Annotated in this window: 17 protein-coding genes; 8 read left to right on the forward strand and 9 right to left on the reverse strand. The window is 72.9% G+C overall.

Annotated features, from left to right (window positions below; all coding sequences use genetic code 11):
• Window positions 1-211: 211 nt before the first annotated feature.
• Window positions 212-1228 carry a methyltransferase gene (locus CF165_RS41575; RefSeq protein ID WP_093953086.1) on the reverse strand — a complete coding sequence of 339 codons (1017 nt, stop codon included), beginning with the start codon at window positions 1226-1228 and terminating at the stop codon, window positions 212-214.
• Window positions 1229-1349: 121 nt separating this feature from the next.
• Here CF165_RS41575 and CF165_RS41580 point away from each other — a divergent pair, with 121 nt between their 5' ends.
• The 7 genes from CF165_RS41580 to CF165_RS41610 are packed head-to-tail and all read left to right on the forward strand — an operon-like array spanning window position 1350 to window position 7454.
• Window positions 1350-1973 (forward strand): helix-turn-helix domain-containing protein, encoded by a 624-nt coding sequence (locus CF165_RS41580; protein ID WP_093953087.1) that lies wholly within the window; start codon window positions 1350-1352, stop codon window positions 1971-1973.
• A 52-nt stretch (window positions 1974-2025) separates the two neighbouring features.
• Entirely contained in the window at window positions 2026-3192 is a 1167-nt protein-coding gene (locus CF165_RS41585; RefSeq protein ID WP_093953088.1) for an NAD(P)/FAD-dependent oxidoreductase, read from the forward strand.
• Window positions 3189-3446: a (2Fe-2S)-binding protein gene (locus tag CF165_RS41590; protein ID WP_093953089.1), complete on the forward strand. Its 258-nt coding sequence runs from the start codon at window positions 3189-3191 to the stop codon at window positions 3444-3446. The genes CF165_RS41585 and CF165_RS41590 overlap by 4 nt, the downstream gene beginning before the upstream one ends.
• Window positions 3443-4738, forward strand: coding sequence for an FAD/NAD(P)-dependent oxidoreductase (locus CF165_RS41595; RefSeq protein ID WP_093953090.1), 1296 nt, complete (start codon window positions 3443-3445; stop codon window positions 4736-4738). Before CF165_RS41590 ends, CF165_RS41595 begins: the two co-directional genes overlap by 4 nt.
• On the forward strand, window positions 4735-5646 hold the full coding sequence (locus CF165_RS41600; RefSeq protein ID WP_093953091.1) for a dihydrodipicolinate synthase family protein: 912 nt from the start codon (window positions 4735-4737) through the stop codon (window positions 5644-5646). Before CF165_RS41595 ends, CF165_RS41600 begins: the two co-directional genes overlap by 4 nt.
• Window positions 5647-6648, forward strand: a complete 1002-nt coding sequence (locus tag CF165_RS41605; protein ID WP_093953092.1) for a proline racemase family protein — start codon at window positions 5647-5649, stop codon at window positions 6646-6648.
• A gap of 17 nt (window positions 6649-6665) precedes the next feature.
• Window positions 6666-7454, forward strand: coding sequence for an MOSC domain-containing protein (locus CF165_RS41610; protein ID WP_093953093.1), 789 nt, complete (start codon window positions 6666-6668; stop codon window positions 7452-7454).
• Between the two features lie 154 nt (window positions 7455-7608).
• Here CF165_RS41610 and CF165_RS41615 read toward each other — a convergent pair whose 3' ends face one another.
• The 3 genes from CF165_RS41615 to CF165_RS41625 form a co-directional block, all read right to left on the reverse strand.
• Entirely contained in the window at window positions 7609-9171 is a 1563-nt protein-coding gene (locus CF165_RS41615; protein WP_240522043.1) for a glucuronyl esterase domain-containing protein, read from the reverse strand.
• Window positions 9172-9315: 144 nt separating this feature from the next.
• Window positions 9316-10857, reverse strand: a complete 1542-nt coding sequence (locus CF165_RS41620) for a multicopper oxidase family protein (protein ID WP_093953094.1) — start codon at window positions 10855-10857, stop codon at window positions 9316-9318.
• Complete coding sequence (locus CF165_RS41625) at window positions 10850-11242, reverse strand: hypothetical protein (RefSeq protein ID WP_093953095.1); 393 nt, start codon at window positions 11240-11242, stop codon at window positions 10850-10852. The genes CF165_RS41620 and CF165_RS41625 overlap by 8 nt, the downstream gene beginning before the upstream one ends.
• Window positions 11243-11318: 76 nt before the next feature.
• Between CF165_RS41625 and CF165_RS41630 the strand changes: the two genes are divergently transcribed.
• The gene (locus CF165_RS41630; protein WP_093953096.1) at window positions 11319-12200 is read left to right on the forward strand and encodes a LysR family transcriptional regulator; all 882 of its coding nucleotides are present in this window, start codon (window positions 11319-11321) and stop codon (window positions 12198-12200) included.
• On the opposite strand, the gene CF165_RS41635 is transcribed toward CF165_RS41630, so the two are convergent.
• The 5 genes from CF165_RS41635 to CF165_RS41655 form a co-directional block, all read right to left on the reverse strand.
• Window positions 12169-12999 (reverse strand): carbohydrate ABC transporter permease, encoded by an 831-nt coding sequence (locus CF165_RS41635; RefSeq protein WP_093953097.1) that lies wholly within the window; start codon window positions 12997-12999, stop codon window positions 12169-12171. The two genes, CF165_RS41630 and CF165_RS41635, sit on opposite strands and share 32 nt — an antisense overlap.
• The gene (locus tag CF165_RS41640) at window positions 12996-13901 is read right to left on the reverse strand and encodes a carbohydrate ABC transporter permease (protein ID WP_093953098.1); all 906 of its coding nucleotides are present in this window, start codon (window positions 13899-13901) and stop codon (window positions 12996-12998) included. Before CF165_RS41640 ends, CF165_RS41635 begins: the two co-directional genes overlap by 4 nt.
• Window positions 13898-15229, reverse strand: a complete 1332-nt coding sequence (locus CF165_RS41645; protein WP_093953099.1) for an extracellular solute-binding protein — start codon at window positions 15227-15229, stop codon at window positions 13898-13900. The genes CF165_RS41640 and CF165_RS41645 overlap by 4 nt, the downstream gene beginning before the upstream one ends.
• Window positions 15230-15299: 70 nt before the next feature.
• Window positions 15300-16079, reverse strand: coding sequence for a DUF3152 domain-containing protein (locus tag CF165_RS41650; RefSeq protein ID WP_093953100.1), 780 nt, complete (start codon window positions 16077-16079; stop codon window positions 15300-15302).
• A 430-nt stretch (window positions 16080-16509) separates the two neighbouring features.
• On the reverse strand, window positions 16510-17514 hold the full coding sequence (locus CF165_RS41655; RefSeq protein ID WP_093953185.1) for a polysaccharide deacetylase family protein: 1005 nt from the start codon (window positions 17512-17514) through the stop codon (window positions 16510-16512).
• Window positions 17515-17559: the final 45 nt, after the last annotated feature.

The following is a 17559-nucleotide window of genomic DNA, read 5'->3' on the forward strand; positions in this document are numbered from 1 at the left end:
ACTTGCGGCAGAACCGCGCGATGTTGATGTCTTCGCCGGCGGCGGCGCGGGCGACCGCGGCGACGAACTCAGGATCCATCGAAAACCCTGCTCTGCCCATCGCCGCATGATCACCACAACACCGCTGGTCACCATGCTGACAGGCCGGTCAGTGTTCACGATGTCCTGAAACATCAACTGTTCACGATGTCCTGAACTCAAGCACAGTGTTCTAACACTGTTTCTCACTCACGACCGGCCCGGAGCTTGCGGAGGGCGTGAACTCCAGTGCCGTCCGCCCGTCCGACACCGCTGTCGTGGTGCGGAGGGTGAGGCCGCTTTCCGCTGCCAGGGCGGTCAGCTCGTCGACGGTCCGTTCGCGGCCCGCGAAGCACATCAGCATGAACAGGTCGATCGCCGTGTCGGAACCCTGGTTCCGCACCGGCTCGAGCACCACCACCGCGGCGTCCGGCGCCGCGGCCTCCCGGCACCTCGCGAGGATCCGGCGGGCGTGGTCGTCGTCCCAGTCGTGCACGATGTCCGACAGCAGGTACGCGTCCGCTCCCGGCGGCAGCGGGTCGAAGAAGCTGCCCGCCACCGCGCCCGCCCGGTCCGCGAGCCCGGCGGCCGCGAGCCGCTCGGTGGCCTCCGCGGCCGACGGCGCCAGGTCCAGTACCTCGCCGCGCAGACCCTGGTGGGCGCGCAGGATCGCTTCGAGCAACGTCCCGTTGCCGCCGCCGACGTCGAGGATCCGGGGGAAGCGACCCCAGTCGAACCGGGCGGCGATCTGCGGGGCGTGGTCCCGGAAGCGCCAGCGCATCTGGGCGTCGAACGAGCGCCGCAGCGCCGGGTCGGCGTCGATGTCCGCCCAGAACCCGCGTCCGTACCGCCGCTCGTAGGCGGGCGTGCCGGTGGTGATCGTCTCCAGCAGGTCGGCGAAGGCCAGTTCCGCGCGCCCGCCCGCGCACCGGATGTCGAGCAGCGGCTTGATGCCCGCCGGGTGGTCTCCGGCCAGCTGCGCGCCGAGGTCCGTGGGCCGGTAACGGCCGGACTCGGCGGCGAAGACACCGACCGCCACCAGGTGGTCGAGCAGGCACCGCAGCGCCGGGGCGGCGGTGCCGGTCGCGGCGGCGAGTGCTTCCGCGGTCGCGCCCGCAGGGCCCGCGTGGTCCACGAGATCGAGCGTCGCGGCCACCCGGATGGCCATCGGGGTGGCCAGGCCGGCCATGGCGAGGATCGAGGGAGTCACTCGCCCGAGGTTAACGAGGGCGGCTGGTTCCTCGTAGCGCTTATCGGGTCGTGTGCGCGCCGCGGACCGCGTGGCATCATGACGCTGGCTCGATCGGCGAACCGAACGGAAGGCGGGACTGATGGACGCTTTACCGAACGACGCCGAGGGTCGCCACCCCTCGATCCGGGACATGCTGGCGGTGAACCTCCGGGCGGCCCGCTCGGCCCGGGGCCTGTCGCTGTCCGAACTGGCGCGGCGGTCGGGGATCGGCAAGGCGACCCTGTCCCAGCTGGAAGCGGGCGCCGGCAACCCGACGATCGAGACCGTGTTCAGCCTGTCCAGGGTCCTCGAGGTGGCCATCTCCGACCTGCTCGACCACCGGCCCCGCGGCGGCCTGACCGTCGTGCGCGCGGCGGAGGTCGAGGTGCTCCGCGGCGAAGGCGTCGACCTGCGCCCGCTGCGCCGGATCGAAGCCGAGAACAGCGTCTTCGAGGTGTACGACCAGGTGGTCCGCGGGGACGCGCCGCAGCGGTCGCAGGGGCACGTCGGCGTCGAGCACACCGTCGTGCAGACCGGCGGGCTGCGGGTCGAGGTGGCGGGCCGCACGGTGGACCTCGGGCCCGGCGACTACGTCGCGTTCGACGCCCGCGAGCCGCACAGCTACACCGCGCTGGCCGCTCCCGTGCACTCGGTGCTGCTGCTGCAGTACCGCGCGGACGAGCGGCTCGACGGCAGGCCGCACCCCGTCCTGGTGGAGGATTGACACCCTTCGCGACGGAGACCTATCGTTCGCTATACCGAACGCTGGAGGGTCGATGAACCGAACGCGGGTGGTGGTGATCGGCGCCGGCATCGTCGGCGCCGCGTGCGCGCGTGAGCTCGCCTCGGCCGGCTTCGACGTCGTGGTCATCGACCGCGGCCGGCCGGCGGGCGGCACCACCTCGCACGGTGAGGGCAACGTCCTGGTCTCGGACAAGGGACCGGGCGCCGAGCTCGCGCTCGCGCAGCTGTCGGCCCGGCTGTGGCCGCGGCTGCTGGCCGAGATCGCCGACGCCGATCCGCGCGCGGCGGCCGCGACGGAGTACGACGCCAAAGGCGGCATCGTCGTCGCCACCACGGAAGCCGGGGCAAGCGCGCTCACCGCGTTCGCCGCCGGGCAGGCCGCGGCGGGCGTCCGTGCCGAACCGCTGTCCGCGGCGGAGGTCGCGGCGGCCGAACCCGCGCTGACCCGGGAGGTGACCGCGGCCGTCCGCTACCCGGACGACGCGCAGGTGCAGCCGGCCGGCGCGGCACTGGCCCTGCTGGGTTCGGCGCTCGCCAACGGCGCCCGGCTGCGGACGGACACCGAAGTGACCGGCGCGGTCGTCCGCGCGGACCGGCTCACCGGCGTCCGCGTCCCCGGCGAAGTGGTCGAGGCGGACGTCGTCGTGAACGCGGCGGGCCCCTGGTCCGGGCTCGTTTCGGCCCGGCTGGGTGCCCCGATCGCCGTCCGGCCCCGGCGCGGCGAGGTGCTGGTGACCACGCCGATGCCCGGCGTGGTGCGCCACAAGGTCTACGACGCCGACTACGTCGGGGCGGTCGGGACCGGCAGCGGCGAGCTGCAGACGTCCGCGGTGGTGGAGTCGACGCGGGGCGGCACCGTGCTGATCGGCTCGTCGCGCCGCCGGGTGGGCTTCGACGACGCGATCCGGCCCGAGGTGCTGGGCGCCATCGCGGCGAAGGCCCTCCGCCTGTTCCCGGCTCTGGCCGACGCCGCGGTGATGCGGGCCTACGGCGGCTTCCGGCCGTACGTCGACGATCACCTCCCGGTGCTGGGCGAGGACCCGCGGCTGGAAAACCTCTGGCACGCGACCGGTCACGAGGGCGCGGGGATCGGCTTGAGCGTCGGCACCGCGCGGCTGCTGCGTGAACTGCTCACCGGGCAGGAGCCGTCGATGCCGGTCGGGGAGTTCACGGTGGACCGTCCGGCGGTGGTGGCATGAACCCGATCGAGATCACCGTCGACGGCGAAACCGTGGCGGGCGTCGCGGGCCGCACGATCGCCGGCGTGCTGCTGGCGTCCGGGCGGATGTCGTGGCGCACCACGCGGTCCGGCGCGCCGCGGGGCGTGTTCTGCGGGATCGGCGCCTGTTTCGACTGCCTGGTCACCGTGAACGGCGTGCCCGACGTCCGGGCCTGCCGCCGCCGCGCCGCCGACGGCGACGAGATCCGGACCCAGACCCGGGAGAACACATGACACGGGTCGTCGTCGTCGGCGCGGGACCCGCGGGGCTCGCGGCCGCCGAGCACGCGCTGCGCGCCGGGGCCGACGTCACCGTCCTGGACCAGGCGGACGCGCCGGGCGGCCAGTACCACCGGACGCTGCCGGGGGCGCGGCACGGCTTCGAGGCGCTGCTGAGCCGGTGCACGTGGTGGCCCGAGAGCACGGTCTGGGCCCTGGACGGCAAGCGCGTCCACGTCCTGCGCGGCCCGGCCGACGGCACCGGGCGGCGGCGTCACGTCCTCGAACCCGACGCGCTGGTCCTCGCCACCGGTGCCCACGACCGGGTCCTGCCGTTCCCCGGCTGGCAGCTGCCCGGCGTCTTCACCGCGGGCGCCGCGCAGGCGCTGGCCAAGGGGGAGCGGGTGGCCGTCGGACGGCGGGTGCTCGTCGCCGGCGCCGGGCCGTTCCTGCTGCCGGTCGCCGAATCGCTGCTGGACGTCGGCGCCGGCGTGCTCGCGGTGCTGGAGGCGAACCCCGTCTCGACTGTCCTCAAAGGATGGTCGTGGCGCGCGGCCGCGCACGTCGGCAAGACGGGCGAGCTGGTCCGCTACGCCGGCACGCTGGCCCGGCACCGCGTGCCGTACCGCATGGGGCGCACCGTCGTCGAAGCCCGCGGCGACGACCGGGTCCGCGAAGTCGTCACCGCCCGCGTCCGCGCGGACTGGTCGGTCGTCCCCGGCACCGAACGGACCTACGAGGCCGACGCCGTCTGCGTCGGGCACGGCTTCGTGCCGCAGCCCGAACTCGCCGTCGCGGCCGGCTGCGCGCTCGACGGCGGGTTCGTCCGGGTCGCCGACGACCAGCGCACCAGCGTTCCCGGAGTCTTCTCCGCCGGCGAGATCACCGGCATCGGCGGCGCGGTGACCGCAGCGGCGGAAGGCGCCGTCGCCGGCTGCGTCGCGGCGGGCGGCCGCCCCGGTCGCGCCCTGCTCCGCGCGCGCGACCGGGCCCGCGCGTTCGCCGGACGGCTCGCCGCCGCCCACCCGATCGGCGCGGCCTGGCCCGGCTGGCTGCACGAGGACACGATCGTCTGCCGCTGCGAGGAAACCACCTACGGCGACCTGAAAAGCGCCGCCACCGACCCGGCCGCGCCGGGCCCGCACGCGCTCAAGCTCGGCACCCGCGCCGGGCTCGGTCCCTGCCAGGGCCGGATGTGCGGGCCTGCCGTCGCCGACCTCTGCGGGGGCGCCGAGCGGCACCACCGTCCGATCGCCCAGCCGATCCGGCTGGGCGAGCTCGCCGATCCCAAGGAGACCGACGCATGAGTACCCGCGACCTCGGTGGCGTGGTCGTCGCCGCCGCTTTGCCCTACCGGGCCGACGATACCGCGCCGGCCGGGCTGGCCGTCGACTACGACACCTACGCCGAGCACTGCCGGTGGCTCGTCGACAACGGCTGCCGCGGGGTCGGCCCGAACGGTTCCCTCGGCGAGTACTCCTCGCTCACCGACGACGAGCGCCGCCGCGTCGCGCGGACCGCGATCGAGGCCGTCGGGAGCGACGGGATCGTCGTCGTCGGCGTCCACGGCCCCGGTGCGCACCAGGCCCGGTACTGGGCCGAGGCGGCGGCCGAGGACGGCGCGCACGGCGTGCTCTGCCTCCCGCCGACGCTCTACCGCGCCAACCGCGGCGAAGTCCTCGCCCACTTCGAAGCGGTCGCCTCCGCCGGGCTGCCGGTGATGGTCTACAACAACCCGTTCGACACCAAGGTCGACCTCACGCCCGACCTGCTGGCCGAGATCGCGCAGATCGACAACGTCGTGGCCGTCAAGGAGTTCTCCGGCGACGTCCGGCGCGTGCTGGAGATCCGCGAGCGGGCGCCCGGGCTGGCCGTGATCGGCGGCGCCGACGACGTCGTCCTGGAAAGCCTGCTGATGGGCGCCACCGGCTGGTTCGCCGGGTTCCCCAACGTGTTCCCGGCCGAGTCGGCGCGCCTGTTCGAGCTGGCCACAGCGGGCAAGCTCGACGAAGCCCGCGCGCTGTACGAGCCGCTGGTGGCCGCGTTCCGCTGGGACTCGCGCACCGAGTTCGTCCAGGCCATCAAGCTCGGCATGGACATGGTCGGCCGCCGCGGCGGGCCGTGCCGCCCGCCGCGGGGCCCGCTTTCGGAAGCCCAGCGCGAGCAGGTCCGCGCCGACATGGCCCGCGCGCTCGCGGCGCTGGGGGTGGCGTAGGTGCGGTCCTCACGCGCGATCACGGCGGTCGATTCGCACACCGAAGGCATGCCGACCCGGGTGGTGACCGGCGGGGTGGGCCCGATCCCCGGTGCCACGATGGCCGAGCGCCGCAGGTACTTCATGGCGAACCTGGACCACCTCCGGCAGTTCCTGATGAACGAGCCCCGCGGCCACTCGGCGATGAGCGGCGCGATCCTGCAGCCGCCCTGCCGGGAGGACGCCGACTGGGGTGTCGTCTACATCGAGGTGTCCGGCTGCCTGCCGATGTGCGGCCACGGCACGATCGGCGTGGCCACGGTGCTGGTGGAGACCGGCATGGTCGAGGTGACCGAGCCGACGACGGTGGTGCGCCTGGACACCCCGGCCGGGCTGGTGCACGCCGAGGTCTCCGTCCGGGACGGGCGGGCCGAACGGGTCAAGCTGCGCAACGTCGCGTCGTTCCTCGCCGAGCGCGACGCCGTGGTGGACGTGCCCGGTTTCGGCGAGGTCCGCTACGACCTCGCCTACGGCGGCAACTTCTACGCCATCCTCGAACTGTCCCAAGTGGACATCCCGTTCGACCGGGCGGAGAAGGACCGGATTCTCGCGGCGGGCCTGAAGATCATGGCCGCGATCAACGAGCAGCGGCCGCCGAAGCACCCGGCCGACCCGCTGATCGGCGGGTGCAAGCACGTCCAGTTCCTCGCGCCGGGTTCGGACGCGCGCGCGTCGCGGAATGCCATGGCGATCCACCCGGGCTGGTTCGACCGGTCGCCCTGCGGCACCGGCACGTCCGCCCGGATGGCCCAGCTGCACGCCCGCGGCGAGCTGCCGCTGCACACGCCGTTCGAGAACAGCTCGTTCATCGGCACGACGTTCACGGGCGAGCTGGCCGGGGAGACGGAGGTGGGCGGGGTGCCCGCCGTGATCCCGGAGTTCTCCGGCCGCGCCTGGATCACCGGCACCGCGACCTACCTGCTCGACCCGGATGATCCGTTCCCGGCGGGTTTCGTGCTTTGATCCGGTACTTTGGTGGCATGGCCACCGTGCGCGCGCTGACGTCGTACCCGATCAAGGAATGCGCCGGAGTCGTCCACGAGCGGGCCGAGGTGGGTCCGGCCGGGCTGACTCACGACCGGCTGTTCGCCGTGGTCGGGCCGGACGGCGAAACCGCCTGGCAGGGCGAGACGCCGTGGCTCGCGACGATCCGGAGCCGGTTGTCCGGCGACGGAGCGGAACTGGCGCTGAGCGCTCCCGGTGCCGGTGAGCTGGTGCTGGACGTGGCGGCGGACGGCCCGCTCATGCCGGTGGACGTGAACAAGTGGCCCGGGGCCGGGATCGACCAGGGCGACCGGGCGGCGGAATGGCTGTCCGGAGCGCTCGGCAGGCCGGTCCGCCTGGTCCGCGAGCCGGACCGGGCGAGCCGGGTCCGCGACGACGGCGACACCACGGCGCTCCTGATCCTCTCACTGTCCTCTTTGGACGGGTTGAACGAGCGGATCGCCGCGCGCGGAACGGAACGGGTCGCGATGAGCCGGTTCCGCCCCAACATCGTGATCGACGGCTGGCCCGAGCCGCACACCGAGGACCGGGTGGGCCGGATGACGATCGGCGGCACCGAAATCGGCTTCGGCGAGCTGGCGATCCGCTGCGCGGTCACCCTCGTCGACCAGGCGACCGGGGTGCGGGCGGGCCCGGAGCCGTTGCGCACCTTGGCCGACTACCGCCGCGAACCCGACGGCGTCAGCTTCGGCATGAAGGCGGCGGTGCTCGCCCCCGGCGAGATCGCCGTCGGCGACGAGGTCACGGTCACCGCCTGGCGCTGACGCACGTGATTCGAGGGTCAACTCGCGTGATCGAGGGGTCAACTCGCGTGATAGGAGGGTCGACACGGCGTTCCGGCCGTGTCGACCCTCTGATCACGCGTGTCGACTTCCTGATCACGCGTGTCGACCCTTTGGCCACGTGCGGCGGAGGTGTTCAGCCGGTTGCGCAGGCCGCGGTCGTGCCCGTGCCGGTTCCGGTGCCCTGGTAACCGAACTCCGTCGACTGGCCGGCGGCGAGGGCGCCGTTGGAACCGGTGTTCGTGAAGCGGACCGTGCCCGTGTCGCCGCTGCGCCCGGCGTTCCACGCGCTGGTGACGGCCGCGCCCGCGGGCAGGTTCGCGGTGACCGTCCACGCGGTGATCGGCGTGGCGCCCGCCGTGACGCGGATCGTCGTGACGAACCCGCCGGTCCACTGGTTGACCGACACCGCCGCCGTGCAGCCGTCGCCCGCCGGGGTGGTCGGGGTCGTCGGGGTGGTGGTCGTGCCCGGGCCGTCGGTGAGGACCGGCGTCGTCCAGTCGCGCCACTCGGCCAGGTTGCCGGGCTTCTTGGCCGAGATCCGGAACGTCCCGGCCGCGGTGCCGGTCTTCAGCAGGAACTTCTGGATGTTCTGCTGCAACGGCGTCCGCCATTCGGGCCGCGACGCGCAGTGGGTGCCGTCCTGGACGTCGGACCAGTAGCTGATGTTGCCGCCCGCACCGAGCGCCTGGTAGACCTCCGCGCCGGCCAGCGCCGCGACGCTGCCGGACCGGGCGCCCAGCCAGTCGATGTGCGGGTTCTCCATGATGAACAGGCCGCGTGGCGCGACCATGCCGACCAGTTCGTGCGTGTCCACCGGCAGCCCGGCCGGGTTGCCGGTGTAGGCGCTGAACGCGTCCCCGAACCACGGCTGTTCCCCGTAGGCGTTGCCCAGGCCCTGCGACCCGCTTTCGGTGGGGATCGAGCGCAGGGCCGGGACGCCGGCGGTCCCCGACTCGATCGGCATGGTCAGCGCGATGCGCTGGTCGAGCACGCCGATCGCGAAGGCGCTCTTCCCGTACCGCGAACACCCCGTGACGCCCAGCGCGCCGGCCTTGAGGACGCTGCCGCCGGACTGCTCGATCACGTCGATGATCCGGCTCACGCCCCACGCCCACGCGGCCAGCAGCCCGGTGCTGCTGGAAGACCCGTAAATGCTGTAGAACGCGCCCTGTTTGTTGTTCCGCGGGGTGCCTTCCTTGCCGACGGCCAAGGGGTCGTAACTGATGACGGCGGCGCCGGACGCCTTGATCGTCGCGGTGTCGGCGCCGAATCCGCCGACCACGAAGACCGCCGGGAACGGCCCGGTCCCGCCGGGCAGCCGAACGCCGGCGGAAAAACTTGCGCTGCGGCCGTTTTCGCTGACGTTCACGGTGATGTTCGTGGCCGAAACGGTTCCGGTGACGCTCGCCGGCTTCGCCGGTTTCTGGCCGTAGATCGTCCGCTCCGCCAGTTTCTTGATCTCCTCGCGACGGCACCGCCAATCGGACTTCGACGTGATGCGCGTACCGTCGATCTTCTTGAAGGGGTCGGGAAGCTTCGCCGACGATGGGAACGAGCCGGGCAGCGACACCGGGCAGTCGGCGCCGTCGTCCTCGGCCGCCGCGGCGGCGCCGGAGGCCGTGGTGACCATTCCGGTTACGACGAGCAGAGCAGCCGCCAGGCAGGCGACGGCCGAACGGATCCGGGAAACGCGCACCGGAGTTCTCCCTTCCGGGAAGCGGAGCGAAAGAGGAATGTAAATTTCATCCAGGAGAAAACGGTAGGACCGTTTCCGTTCGGTCGTCAAGAAGGCCGGGGCTTGCGAAACTTTCGCCACTGCGCGGATTTCGAAAGTTTCGGGTCACACCACTTCCAGGTTGGCCATCATGCCCATGTCCTCGTGTTCGGCGTTGTGGCAGTGGAAGAGGTACCGGCCGCGGTGGCCGTCGAACCGGGTGATGATCTCCGCCGCTTCGCCGGGGCGCAGCGAAATGGTGTCCTTGAGGCCCGCGTCGTGCGGCAGCGGCGGCCGTCCGCCGCGCGAGAGCACGCGGAACCCCGCCAGGTGCAGGTGCACCGGGTGGTGGACGTCCGCGACCAGCCGCCACACCTCGACGTCGCCGAGCGGGACGGTGACGTCGGTGCGGGCGGGATCGAACGGCAGCCCATCGACCAGCCAGCCGTGCCCGCCGTTCACCTGCCCGGCGCGGAAGGAGAATTCGCGCACCCGGGCGGGCGAGTCCCACGACGGCAGATCCGTGGACAGCACGGCGGGAACGCGGCTGCCGTCGCGGGCGCCGCGCGCGACCACGAAGGCCATCACCTCGGCGGTGCGCCCGGAGCCCAGCCGGTTGACGAGCCGGACGCGGCTGCCGACCGGGACACCTGCGAAGTCGACGACGACGTCGTAGCGCTCGGCCGGGCCGAGCGGCAGGGCCGCGTGGGTGACCGGAGCGGCCAGGAGACCCTGGTCGGCGCCGATCTGGACGAGCGGGAGCCGTCGTCCGGCGTCGGTGAGCGCCTCGAGTTCGTAGTGCCGGGCGTTCGACGCGTTGAGGATCCGCAGCCGGTACCGGGCCGCGTCCACCTCGTGCACCGGCCACGGCGCGCCGTTGACCAGGACGACGTCGCCGAGCACCCCGCCCAGGAAGCTTTCCCGGACGCCCGGCCGGTCCCGCAGCGTCGCGTCCACCGACGGGTAGTCGAGCGTGCCGTCCGCGGCGAACGCGCGGTCCGCGATCATCAGCGGCAGTTCGCGCGCTCCCGACGGCAGGCCCAGCGCTTCTTCGGCGTCGTCACGGACGATGTGCAGCCCGGCGAGGCCGCGCCAGGTCGCCGGGGCCGTGAAGTCCATCCGGTGGTCGTGGTACCAGAGCAACGCCGGCCGCTGGTCGAGCGGGAACGTGTAGTCGCGGGTCAGCCGGGTCCGCACCGCGCGCGGGTCGGGCATCGGGTGGTGGTCCGCCCAGTCCCGCGGCAGGACGAGGTCGGTCGGGTAGCCGTCGGAGTCCGCCGGGGTCCGTCCGCCGTGCAGGTGCACGACGGTCGGCACGGGCAGCTCGTTGCGGTGGGTCACGGTGACGGGCCGGCCCCGGCGCGACTCGATCGTCGGCCCCGGGAACGTGCCGCCGTAGGTCCACAGCGGCGTCCGGATCCCCGGCAGGATCTCCACTTCCGCGACCCGCTGGGTGATCTCGTAACGGCCGGGTGCCACCGGCTTCAGCACCGGGGGCAGCGGCAACGGAACTTCGAACGCGGGCGGCAGCGGGACCGCGCTGCGGAGTTCGGCGCCGGTGACCGGCGGGCGCCGCGAGAGCGTGGCCGCGGTGGCCAGGCCGGTGGCCGCCAGCAGGCCGAACGCCCCGCCGAAGCCCAGTACCTGGCGCCGGGTCAGGTCACGCATCGACGGCCTCCAGGGAAGTCCGCCAGACGGCGACCGCCAGCACGACGAGTCCCGCGATGGTCAGCACGCCCAGCGGGAGGTGCAGCCACAAGGCGCCGTCGAGCCCGGCGAAGTACTGGACCGTCTCGGCGGCCGCCACCGCCGCGGTGGCGAGGAACGGCCCCGCGCGCCGCAGCCGCACCCACACCACGATCGCGACGATCAGCTGCGCGTAGCCGAGGGAGGTGACGACGTCGGCGCCGGCCGAGTGCAGGCGAAGGCCGTCGTAGTCCCCGCTCAGGTACACGCCGGCGAACACCGGCTGGCCGGTGATCGCCACGACGTGCGCTCCGGTGACGGCCCGCAGCACCCAGCCTGAGGGCTTGGTTTTCGCTGTGCTTTCCACGCTTCGAAGCTATGGCTGCGGAGTCATGCTGTCTAAGATCAGTATTGCTATGCCGTTATGACGAGGGAGGCATGACGTGGACCTGGGGACGCTGAGGCAGTTCCTCGTGGTGGCCCGGCTGGAGCACCTCAGCCGCGCGGCCGAAGAGCTGCGGATCGCCCAGCCTTCGCTGAGCCGCACGATCGCCCGGCTGGAGAGCGAACTCGGCACACCGCTGTTCGACCGGGCCGGCCGGCTCCGGCTCAACGACGCGGGGCAGCTCTTCCGCGGTTACGTCGAACGTGCCCTCGGCGAGCTCGACGCGGGACGGCGTGCGGTCGCCGAAGCCGCGAGCGAGGGGTTCGGCACCGTGCGCCTGGCCTCGGAAACGTTCCTCACCCTCACGCGCCCGCTCGCCGCCTTCAAGCGCGCCAACCCGGACGTCGAAGTCGAACTGCACCAGCTGCCCGCCGACGCGATGGCGCGGGCGCTGCGGGCCCGGGAGATCGACCTTTGCGTTGCCTCGCAACCGATTCCCGCCGAGGGACTGACCGGGGTCGAGCTGCTCGACGAGCCCGTGCTGGTGGCCACGCCGCTGGGGCACCCGTTGGCGGAACGCGCCTCGGTCCGCGTCGAGGACCTCGCCGGCGAGCCGTTCGTCACGGCCCGGCGCGGGCACTGGCACCGCCGTCTCCTCGACCGGCTCTTCGCGGCCCGCGACCTGACCCCGAAGATCGTCTTCGAGGGTGACGAGCCCTGCGCCATCCAGGAACTGATCGGCGCCGGGCTGGGCATCGGGCTCAACCCCGCGATGGCCCGGCAGGTCGCCGCACAGGTGCCGGTCGTCTGGGTCCCGGTCGAGGACCCCGCCTGCCGCCGCACGATCACCTTGTTCTGGAACGACGGCGACCGGCTGCCCGCCGCGGCCCGGCTGATGCGCACGACGCTCACCGGGTGGTCCTGGAACCCTCCGTCGTGATCCCGGCGAGGAAGTGGCGCTGCGCGAGGAAGAACACGATCAGCAGCGGCACGGTGGTGATGACGCTGCCCGCCAGCACGATCTCCCACCGCTGCTCACCCGCCTGGCCGAACTGGTCGGACAGCGCCTTGAGCCCGCGTGGCAGCGTGTACAGCGCCGGATCGCGCAGGTAGATCAACGGCTTGAGCAGGTCCGACCAGCTGGCCTTCAGCTCGAACACGAAGCTGACGATCAGTGCCGGCCGGCACAGCGGCACCGCGATGCGCCAGAACAGCGTCCAGTGGTTCGCGCCGTCGACGCGGGCCGCCTCGAACACTTCGCGCGGCAGGCCGAGGAAGAACTGGCGCAGCAGGAAGATGTAGAACGCGCTGCCGAACAGGTTGCCCGCCCACAACGGCACCTGCGTGTGCGCCAGCCCGGCGCTGTTCCAGATCAGGTAGACCGGGATCATCGTCACCGCGCCGGGCAGCATCATCGTCGCCAGCACCAGGCCGAAGAGCGCGTTGCGGCCGGGAAAGCGGAAGTACGCGAAGCCGAACGCCACCAGCGAACTGGTCAGCGTCACCGCCACGGCCGCGGCCAGCGACACCGCCACGCTGTTGGCGAACCAGGCCGCGACCGGGGCCGCCCGCCAGATTTCGACGTAGTTGTCCCACGCCCAGGTCCGGGGGACCAGCACGTTGTCGAAGACCTGTGAACGCGGCTTCAGCGACGCGCTCAGCAGCCAGACGAACGGGTAGAGGAACAGCACGCTCGCCGCGGTGAGCCCGGCCCACCGCAGCGCCTGCCGCGCCGTCACCGGTCACCGCCTTCGTAGTAGACGAACCGCCGGCTCAGCCGCACCTGCACCAGCGTGATGGCGAGGATCACGACAAACAGCAGCCACGCCATCGCCGAGGCGTACCCGAGGTGGAGGAACTCGAACGCCTGCCGGAACAGGTAGATCAGGTAGAACAGCGCCGCGTCGTTGCTGTAGGTCGCCGACGCCGCGGAGCCGTAGAACGCGGTGTAGGCCTCGTCGAACGACTGCAGGGCCGCGATCGTCTGGACGATCAGGGTGAAGAACAACGCGCCGCTGATCATCGGAACGGTGATGCGCCGGAACCGCTGCCACGCCGACGCGCCGTCGAGCTCGGCGGCCTCGTACAGCTCGGGCGGCACGCCGCGCAGCGCGGCCAGGTAGATCACCACCGTGCTGCCCACCGACCACAGGTGCATGAGCACCAGCCCGGGTTTCACCCACGGCCCGTCGGTGCTCCACTGTGGACCGTCGATGCCGACCAGCCCCAGCACGGCGTTGACCAGGCCGGCCTGGCCGTTGAACAGGATCAGGAACAGCACGCCGACGGCGACCTTCGGGGTGATCTCCGGCAGGTAGAACACCGTGCGGAAGAACCCGGCCGACCGGCGGCCCGCGCGCGTGAGCAGGGCGGCCAGCGCGAGCGAGGCGGCCATCGTCGCCGGCACCGACATCACCGTGTACACCAGGGTGTTCCCCAGGCTCTTGCGCACGGCGGGGTCTTCGACGAGCCGCCGGTAGTTCGCCCAGCCGACGGCGTCCGGGGCCCGCAGCGCGTCGTAGTCGGTGAAGGAAAGCACCAGGCTGGCGACCATCGGGACGGCCATGAAGATCACGAAACCGATCATCCACGGCGACAGGAACGCATACGCGGCCCAGGTTTCCTTCGTCCGCCGCCTCACCGGTGGGCCACCGCGGCGTCCAGCGCCCGCTGGGCCTCCTGCTGGGCCTGGCGCAGCGCGTCCGCGGGCTGCTGTTCGCCGGAGAGAACCCGGTTGACGGCGTTCTGCCAGGCCGTCTTGAACTCGGAGCCGGCCGGGGACGCCGGCATGGTGAAGGCGGTTTCCTGCGCCCGCAACACGGTCTGCACGGCGGCGTCGAACGCCGGCCGGTCCTTCAGCTGCACGAGCCGGCCGAAGATCTCCTGGTCGGCGACGCGGTTGCCGGTGTAGACACCGGTGAACGCCTTGCCGGCGGCTTTCCGCTTCTCCGCGCGCGCCTTCGCCGCCGCGACCCACGACGGCGCGTCGGTCATCGTCTTGATCCACGTGCAGGCCTGGTCCTTGTGGGTGCTCGCGGCGGGGATCACCCAGGCGCTGCCGGTGACCCAGTCGACCGGCGCGCCGGAGGGGCCGGTGAACGGCGCCGCGGACAACCGCACGTCCGGCGAATAGTTGGCCAGGACGTTGAGGTACCAGTCGTCCATCAGGGTCGACGCGAGCTGCTGCTGCTTGAACGGGTTCTTCTCGCCGAAGAAGTCGAACGAGTCGCGGAACGCCTTCACCGTGCTCCAGCCGCCCTGGGCGTCGATCAGCGACTTGGTGTAGGTCAGCACCTCGGCCAGCCGCGGGTCGTCGAGGTGCGCGGTGCGGCCGTCGTCGCTGAGCATCTGCACGCCGTTCGCCTTGGCCCACAGCGGAAGGAACTCCGGGATCTTGGGGTCGAACCCGATCCGCGACAGCCCGCCCGCGGTCCGCGCGGTGAGCGTCCGGGCGGTGGTGGCCAGCTTCGCCCGGTCCGTCGTCGTCACGTCCTGCGGCCGCAGCCCGCCCGCTTCGACGGCGGAGTCGTTGATCAGCAGGACCCGGTTGTCGTAGGACTCCGGCAGGCCGTAGACCTTGCCGTCGAGGGTGACCTCCTTCAGCGCGGCGGGCCGGTACTGGCCGACATCGATGTGCTGCTTGGCGATGCAGTCGGTCAGGGGCTCGAGTGTGCCGCGCGCGGCGTAGGTGCCGAGCAGCTGCCGGTCGAGGTAGACGAGGTCCGGCGGCGTGTGCGAGGCGACGGCGGCCAGGAACTGCTGGGCGTCGAAGGCACCGCCGCCGATCTTCACGGTGGCCGGCGCGATCGCCTTGCCCGCCAGGTCGGCCCGCGTGGTGGCGATTTCGTCGCCGAGGCCGAACCCCATGCTCGTCAAGGTGACCGCGGCGCCGTTGTCACCGCCGCCGACCCCGCCGCACCCGGCGAGCACCAGGACCACACCCGTACCGGCCAGAAGTTTCCGCACCATCGCACCCCTCCCGCAGCCGCAGTGAAACCCGGGGCGGGTACCCGGCGGACGGCGGTCCAAACCACCGCGATCAGTGCGCGGCGGCGGTGACCCAGGGGTTGGGCCGGCAGACGGCGCTGTCCGGACGGACGCGCGCCGCGGCGCCGGGTTCGGCCCGGTTGAGCTCGGCGAGGTAAGCGTTGGACAGCCCGAAGGTCTGCTGCATCATCACCGGAGCCGGTGCCCCGGTGGCGGGGCAGCCGACGTGCCCGAGGCCGAGGGCGTGGCCCATCTCGTGGTTGATCGCGTAGGCGCGGTAGCCGGCGAGGTCGCCGCCGAAGGAGTGGGCACCGCGCAGCCAGCGGGCGAGGTTGACGACGATCCGGTGCTCGCGCGTGAGGCGGCAGGAGGAGTCGAAGGGGATGGAGAAGCCGCACAGGTCGGGGCGCCGGGCGGTGCCGGGACTGGTCAGGCTGATCCGGACGGCGGGCTCGCCGTCCCCCGTACCGAGCCGCCGGAAGGTCACCGCGCCGAGCCCGGTCCAGCCGCGCGGGTCGGCCAGTATCGCGTCGACGTCGCCGGCGAACGACGGGACGTCGACGCCGTCCTCGATCTCGACGGTGTAGGTGAGAACCTTCGAGCCGGAACCGGCAACGGAGTCCGGCCCCGGGACTACGTGCCAGGTGCCCGCCCCGGCCTCGGTGACCGGGCCGCCATCGGGAAGGGCGGCCGGTTCCGGCGTGGGGGCGGGCGCCGGGGCCGAGGTGACGGCCGGCGGGATGGCCGCGGCGGACCCGGTGACCCGCCGCGGTTCGACGGCCCGCGGCGTGAGCAGGAGGCCGACGGCGAGGGCAACGCCGAACACCAGCACGGCGGGCGGCCACCAGGCCGCCGGTGCCGGGTCGGGAGGCGGTGCGGGCTTGGGGGCGGGCAGCGGGTCGGGGGCGGTGAGGAGGGAGGGGCGGGGGACTCGGGGAGCCGGTGGGCCGATCGCCAGGGCCGGGGCGAGGGAAGTGCCCCGTGGCTGGAAGATGGGCGCGGCGGCTGGTTCAGGAGCGGGCTCGGCTGGAAGTTGTCTCGCCTGTGTCGTGTGTGCCGCAGGCATTCGAGGAATCGGCGGGACTTGTGGTGCCGATGCCGCTGATGTGGCCGAGGCCGGCGGCTCGAATGCCGGTGCAGTCGTGACCGGCGGTGTCGCCGGAATCCGCGGGCTTTTCGGTGCGGGCGCCGGGCCTCCGGGCGGCGGCACCGGCCGGCGCCGCGGCTGGGGGAGCCAGTCGACGCGGGCCGGCGGGGTCGGGTCAGTAGGCAAGGCCCACGCTCGCACATGCCGGTGCCACCGCACCCTCGGACCTCGGGTAGGACACCGTTGCCGGGTCGCCGTCGGAGGTGTAGCGGTGTCCGGCCGGGGAGGCCAGCACGTCGAGCCAGTGTGCCGAGCCGTATTCCGCTTCCTCGCCCGCCGACTGCGAGCGGATGCGGGGGATCGAGCCCGGGTCGAACGCGCCCGAACACGGGGACGGTGCCGGGCCCGCGCCGACGAGCAGTGCGCCGTCGTACGCATACCCCGGGCCGCGCAGTGCCAGCTCCTCGCGCCGCGGGTGGGTGCCGAACGGCAGCGCCAGCGTCGTCGGCCGGTAGCCCGGCACGGCTTGGCGGATCAGGGCGTCGCCTTCCGTGATGGCCGTCGTCACCGCGCTTTCCCCGGCGGTGCGCAGGTTCGTGTGCCGCCGCGTGTGGTTGCCGATTTCGAAGTGGTGCTCGGCCAGCCAGCGCAGGGCCCGCCCGTCGGCGTCCCCGCCGAACGGGTGCTCGTTGACGTACAGGCTGGCGACCGGCCGGAACCGCGGGTGCGCCGCGGCGACGTCGAGCAGGATCCGGACCGCCGTGCCCGGTGCCGGTTGTTCCTGCGGGGTGAGGCTGAACGCGCTCGGGTCGCCGTCGTCGAAGGTCAGGACCACCGGGTGCGTGCCCGCCGGCAGGTCGAGCCGCCGACCGAGGAGCTCGGCGGTGGTGACGGGCACGTAATTCTCGTCCGCGAGCCGTTCGAGCTCCGCGGTGAAGTCCGCGGGCGTGCGGTCGTAGACCGACCGCGGCCGCTCGGCGATGCGGTGGTACATGAGGATCGGCACCCGGCCCAGCTCGTCGGCGCCCACCTGGCGCGCGGCGGCGGCCGTGACCCGGGCCGGCGCGGCGGCGGGCGCCGGACGCGGAGCCGGAGCCGGGGCCACGGGTGCGGGGGCACCGCAGGCCGCGAGGGCGAGCAGGGCGGCGAATCCGGCGCCGGAGGAGAAAAGGCAACGCATGCCCGAAGTGTGCGTCGGCGCCGCGGCCGGTGCGGGCCGGGCCAC

This window comes from Amycolatopsis vastitatis (assembly GCF_002234595.1).
In the GTDB taxonomy this organism is placed as follows: domain Bacteria; phylum Actinomycetota; class Actinomycetes; order Mycobacteriales; family Pseudonocardiaceae; genus Amycolatopsis; species Amycolatopsis vastitatis.

Bases quoted from the DNA above. Each gene is read 5' to 3' on its own strand.
- CF165_RS41580 (WP_093953087.1), top strand. From the start codon at position 1,350: ATGGACGCTTTACCGAACGACGCCGAGGGTCGCCACCCCTCGATCCGG.
- CF165_RS41585 (WP_093953088.1), top strand. From the start codon at position 2,026: ATGAACCGAACGCGGGTGGTGGTGATCGGCGCCGGCATCGTCGGCGCC.
- CF165_RS41590 (WP_093953089.1), top strand. From the start codon at position 3,189: ATGAACCCGATCGAGATCACCGTCGACGGCGAAACCGTGGCGGGCGTC.
- CF165_RS41595 (WP_093953090.1), top strand. From the start codon at position 3,443: ATGACACGGGTCGTCGTCGTCGGCGCGGGACCCGCGGGGCTCGCGGCC.
- CF165_RS41600 (WP_093953091.1), top strand. From the start codon at position 4,735: ATGAGTACCCGCGACCTCGGTGGCGTGGTCGTCGCCGCCGCTTTGCCC.
- CF165_RS41610 (WP_093953093.1), top strand. From the start codon at position 6,666: ATGGCCACCGTGCGCGCGCTGACGTCGTACCCGATCAAGGAATGCGCC.
- CF165_RS41620 (WP_093953094.1), bottom strand. From the start codon at position 10,857: ATGCGTGACCTGACCCGGCGCCAGGTACTGGGCTTCGGCGGGGCGTTC.
- CF165_RS41645 (WP_093953099.1), bottom strand. From the start codon at position 15,229: ATGGTGCGGAAACTTCTGGCCGGTACGGGTGTGGTCCTGGTGCTCGCC.
- CF165_RS41655 (WP_093953185.1), bottom strand. From the start codon at position 17,514: ATGCGTTGCCTTTTCTCCTCCGGCGCCGGATTCGCCGCCCTGCTCGCC.